Source organism: Aeromonas sp. R10-2 (genome assembly GCF_040908445.1).
In the GTDB taxonomy this organism is placed as follows: Bacteria; Pseudomonadota; Gammaproteobacteria; order Enterobacterales; family Aeromonadaceae; genus Aeromonas; species Aeromonas veronii.
Genome location: NZ_JBFODS010000027.1, coordinates 1 through 4106 on the forward strand (window position 1 = coordinate 1; position 4106 = coordinate 4106).

At 52.7% G+C, this 4106-nt stretch carries 3 protein-coding genes; 1 reads left to right on the forward strand and 2 read right to left on the reverse strand.

Features of this window, described 5'->3' with window-relative positions; genetic code table 11:
* The first annotated feature begins 101 nt into the window (after window positions 1–101).
* A complete protein-coding gene (locus AB5Y97_RS06020) occupies window positions 102–1370 on the forward strand; it encodes an IS4-like element ISAeme4 family transposase (protein ID WP_041206016.1) in 1269 nt (422 codons plus the stop codon).
* A 576-nt stretch (window positions 1371–1946) separates the two neighbouring features.
* Here the strand turns inward: AB5Y97_RS06020 and AB5Y97_RS06025 are convergent.
* Window positions 1947–2327 (reverse strand): diacylglycerol kinase, encoded by a 381-nt coding sequence (locus tag AB5Y97_RS06025; protein WP_042865961.1) that lies wholly within the window; start codon window positions 2325–2327, stop codon window positions 1947–1949.
* A gap of 141 nt (window positions 2328–2468) precedes the next feature.
* Window positions 2469–4030, reverse strand: a protein-coding gene (locus tag AB5Y97_RS06030; protein WP_088813959.1) for an IS3-like element ISAs20 family transposase whose coding sequence is annotated in 2 segments (ribosomal slippage) — window positions 2469–3568 and window positions 3568–4030 — 1563 coding nt in all. Because the reading frame shifts where the segments join, the coding sequence is not laid out codon by codon here.
* Window positions 4031–4106: the final 76 nt, after the last annotated feature.

The window sequence follows — 4106 nt, forward strand, 5'->3', positions numbered from 1 at the left end:
CATGTACAGGATCTTTAGCAGCAACCAATTGAAATAGATATAAAAATGGCTTCGATTGTGATCTGATTTTATCGCCAAACAAAACCGCCACGCACGAAGCCATGACCATTATCGATGCCAACCACTATCTTGAGCAACTTCTCTCTCCTGCCGAACTCGACCGCATTGCCCGTGACTGCCAATTTTGCTTGCGCAAACGAGCCATTACGCCTGCCATGCTGGTGACTGCACTCTTGCGGGCACTTGGCTGCGACCAGGTCGATGGTATCGCTGGATTGCACCATCATTTCAATGCCTTGCAACTGGTTGATGCCCATCAGGTTTCCTACAAGCCCTTTCACAACCAGTTGCGCAAAGCGTCGTTCGCCCTGTTCATGAAGGCGCTGGTTGAACGGGCTATCGCCTTGCGTATCGGCCAACAGATGAAGACTGCATCCCTTGGCGCATTCAAACAGGTGTTGTTGCAGGATGGTACTTCCTTTGCCGTCCACAAAAGCCTGGCCGAAGTGTTTCCGGGAAGGTTCAAGACCATTAGCCCGGCGGCAATCGAGTGTCATATGCTCATGTCTCTATTGGAGCAAAGTCCAGTTTGCATGCAGGTCTCTGCCGATACGGCGTCAGAGCGCCAGTTCCTGCCTGAGCCCGAGCGGCTCAATAACAGCCTGCTGTTGGCGGACGCGGGTTACATCGATATGGCCTACTTTGCGAAACTAAACGAGGCGGGCGGTTTCTATCTGGTCAGGGGTAGTAAGAGCCTGAACCCGAAGATTATCCGGGCATGGCGCGGTGACGAACGGGAAGTGCCGAAGCTGGCGGGCCTGTCACTCAAGGATGCTGGACGGCGGCACTGTCGGGCAGAGGTACTGGATATGGTGGTGAAATCGGGCAAGTTCGAGTATCGGCTGATCCGACGCTGGTTTGCCGAGGAGAAACGGTTCTGTATCTGGATGACCAATCTGCCACGAGAGGCATGGCCAGCAGAGCGGGTGATGAGCCTGTACCGCTGTCGTTGGCAGGTGGAGCTGCTGTTTAAGGAGTGGAAGTCGCACAACCGGCTCAAGGGCTTTGTGACAGGTCAGAAAGCCATTGCCGAGGGGCTGGTGTGGGCCAGCCTGTTGTCGCTGGTGATGAAAAGACGGGTAGCTCAGACGCTGATGGGGGACGGTTTATCCACACTGAAAGCGGCGAAAAATAGCGGAACCTGGTGGTTCCCGTTATTGGAAGCGGTGGCTCATCGGGTGTTGGTGGAAATAAGAGAGCGTCTGGAATGGGCTGCCGTTTACTTGGCGAAAAATGCCCGTCGAACCAAGCAGCGAAAATCGATACAGAACAGGACCTTAGAAGGAATTTCAAATGAAGTGTTTTCTTAAGGTCCTGTATATGAGCCCCAGCTAAGTTGTTGGCTACACCAATGGGGGTTCAGGCTGTTGTCGATCTGGTGGGACGGATTCAGCATGGGGTGTGCCTATAAATTTAGGCAGCCTGTGGCGTCATCTTTCAGTTCAAAAAAACATCACGACAGTTTTTTTGCAAATTTTTTCGTTTTAGCCACTTGAAAAATTCTGAAAACTGTCCATTTACTAATTATGAGAACAAAAGACTTTTTTAAACATTCCGCTGCTTCGCAGCGAAGATAAACCAGTTTTACTACTTCCCCACATACTATTTTATTAGAATCGACACTGATATTAGCATTCAAACATGTCAAGCTTTAATAAACAGGCTCAAAAATCATGCTGTCATTACTTAACTAAGTGTCAAATTTCGTATGAGTAGAATCAAGACCGAAAAACAGTCATAATAAAATATGGTTATTTTCGCACCTATGGTGCGGGCTAAACAGACAAAAAGTTCCACCTTATGATTAGCATCTATTATTTTTTCATTTAACAGCCACCATTTATGGCGGCTGCCATGAATAATCAAAAATATTATTGATGATAACACTACCACCAGGCTAATAAATTACGCCCTGTCAATGCCCCCCACACTATGGCATTCAACATCAGAGCAATGAAGACAGCCGCAGAGCCCATGTCTTTAGCTCGACCAGAAAGCTCATGATGCTCTGACCCTATTCTGTCTACTACTGCTTCAATAGCTGAGTTCAGGATCTCTACAATCACAACCAGCCAACTTATAACCATTAGGAGTAGTATTTGATTTAAACTATCTCCGACAAAAAACGCCAGAGGCATCAACAGCACAATGAGTAGCAGTTCCTGACGAAAAGCCGCTTCATGTCTCCAAGCTGAAGAAAGCCCCTTCATACTATAATTGGTGGCATGAATGATTCGGGTAATTCCAGTTGCACCAGGCTTTGCCATTTTAGCTTCCTCTTTCTGATTTGCCCGTTAAAAATTTCAACCATGAAATACACGGACAATAGTAATAAACCTATTATTTAACAGATGATTGGGGGCCTGAGCCCCCGGCGTTTTTCAAGATAGTTGTCGCGCAAAGCTGTTTTAAGCAGCCTCTTTTTGCTCCGGCTCGGGTTTCTCGGGCCGCTCCGGATTTAGCATCACGGCACCGATAGGTGTCCAGTCTCGCGTCTTGCCACTCCACCTCGCTGGGTGTTGTGCTCGGGCGGCCTGGTACACAGCATCCCGTTTCGCCAGCAGGGCTTTATCGTCACCCCGATGCCGCTCGTTGGGTGTGACGAAGCGGATACGGCTATGCCGGTGCTCTTCGTTATACCAGGCCATAAAGTCGCGCACCCACTCCCTGGCCGCTTCCAGACTGGCAAAGCCGTCTGATGGCCACTGCGGACAGTACTTCAGCGTCCTGAACAATGACTCCGAGTACGGATTATCGTTGCTGACCCGAGGCCGTCCCCGCGAGGGCGTGACACCCAGGTCATGCATCTTGGTCAGCAGCGTGACTGACTTCATTGGCGCGCCGTTGTCCGAGTGCAAGACCAGCGGCTGCTTCCAGCACTGCTCGCGGATGATGCTCCGTTGCAGCAACGCCGCCGCCCGTTCACCGCACTCTTGCTCATGCACTTCCCAGCCCACCCCTTTGCGGCTGTAGATGTCCTCTATCAGATAGAGGTAGTAATACTGGCCGCGCACGAGTGACGGCAAGTAGGTGATATCCCAGGACCACACTTGATTGGGCCCAGTCGCGGTATGGCTGGTTGGTACCGGCACATGGCGCGGTGGCTGGCTCCGGCCACGCCTGTGCTGCTGGTCAGCCGCCCGCAAGATGCGATAGAAGCTCGACTCACTGGCCAAGTAGCGCCCCTGGTCGGCCAGCCGTGGCACAATTTGACTCGGCGGCAACGAGGCGAACTCCTGGCTATTGCAGACGTCCAGCACGGCCTGCCGCTCCTCTGGGCTCAATGCATGAGCAGGTATGGAACGAACCGCATCCGGTCGCCTATCGGCACTCAGCTCAGGCCCGGCCAACCAGCGCTGGAGCGTGCGCAGACTCAGCCCCAACACCTCGGCCGCAGGATGCTTGCGGGCGCCAGCTTCAAGCGCTTCGCGCCACCATGCAACGTATTGCTGCCGCTCTGGCAACGAGGTCAGTTGTCCTCGTCGACGTTGCTCCAGTAGGCATCGAGCTTTTTTTGCAATATCAGCAGAGCTGCTGCCTCGGCCAGGGCCTTGTCTTTGCGCCGCAGCTCTTGCTCCAGTTGCCGGATACGCTTCTTGTCCGCTTTGGCCTGTGCCTTCTCCGCCTGTTGTAAGGTACGAGCGGATTGCTGGCCCAGAATACAGGCTTGGCGCCATTGCTGGACTTGCTCGGGATAGAGACCCTTACGGCGGCAGTACTCACTGAGTTCAATCTCGGAAAGCGCAGCGGTTTCCAGCACGACGGCGAACTTGGCCTCGGCGGGCCATTCATCGGTCAGTTTGTTGTCCCCGGGCACAGGAGACCCTCCGTCTTTGGCGTGTTTGCGCCAATTATACAGAGTGACCTCGCTGATGTTTTCCTGCCGAGCCAACTCGGCCACCGACATATTGATGGGCGGCAGCAGCTTCTTGAGCAAAGCAGCCTTGCGCTCACTTGAATAACGAGCCATTCGACACTCTTTATCCGCCCCCGGTCTTCACATTTAGATTATTCAGATTAGGCGACAACTATTCTGACACCGGGGG